The following is a 491-nucleotide window of genomic DNA, read 5'->3' on the forward strand; positions in this document are numbered from 1 at the left end:
ATGGCGCGAGACGGAATCGAACCGCCGACACATGGAGCTTCAATCCATTGCTCTACCAACTGAGCTACCGAGCCAAAATTGCGGGAGCAGGATTTGAACCTACGACCTTCGGGTTATGAGCCCGACGAGCTACCGAGCTGCTCCATCCCGCGTTAATATTAAGGAGGATGTGGGATTCGAACCCACGCACGCTTTTACACGCCTGACGGTTTTCAAGACCGTTCCCTTCAGCCGGACTTGGGTAATCCTCCAGCTAATTATGGACCTTGTAGGACTTGAACCTACGACCACTCGGTTATGAGCCGAGAGCTCTAACCAGCTGAGCTAAAGGTCCGACAAGATCAATAGTATAGCGGCGAAGGGGATCGAACCCCCGACCTCCCGGGTATGAACCGGACGCTCTAGCCAGCTGAGCTACACCGCCATAAATCGGGAAGACAGGATTCGAACCTGCGACACCTTGGTCCCAAACCAAGTACTCTACCAAGCTG

5 tRNA genes are annotated in these 491 nt (G+C 54.0%); all 5 read right to left on the minus strand.

Annotated features, from left to right (window positions below):
- Position 1: 1 nt before the first annotated feature.
- Positions 2–74, minus strand: a tRNA-Phe gene (locus ADH49_RS09510).
- Positions 75–78: 4 nt separating this feature from the next.
- Positions 79–152 (minus strand) — tRNA-Met (locus ADH49_RS09515).
- A gap of 9 nt (positions 153–161) precedes the next feature.
- Positions 162–251 (minus strand) — tRNA-Ser (locus ADH49_RS09520).
- A 9-nt stretch (positions 252–260) separates the two neighbouring features.
- A tRNA-Ile gene (locus ADH49_RS09525) sits at positions 261–334 on the minus strand.
- Positions 335–350: 16 nt separating this feature from the next.
- A tRNA-Met gene (locus ADH49_RS09530) sits at positions 351–424 on the minus strand.
- Positions 425–491: the final 67 nt, after the last annotated feature.

The sequence above is a fragment of the Streptococcus sp. 400_SSPC genome (assembly GCF_001072745.1).
In the GTDB taxonomy this organism is placed as follows: domain Bacteria; phylum Bacillota; class Bacilli; order Lactobacillales; family Streptococcaceae; genus Streptococcus; species Streptococcus xiaochunlingii.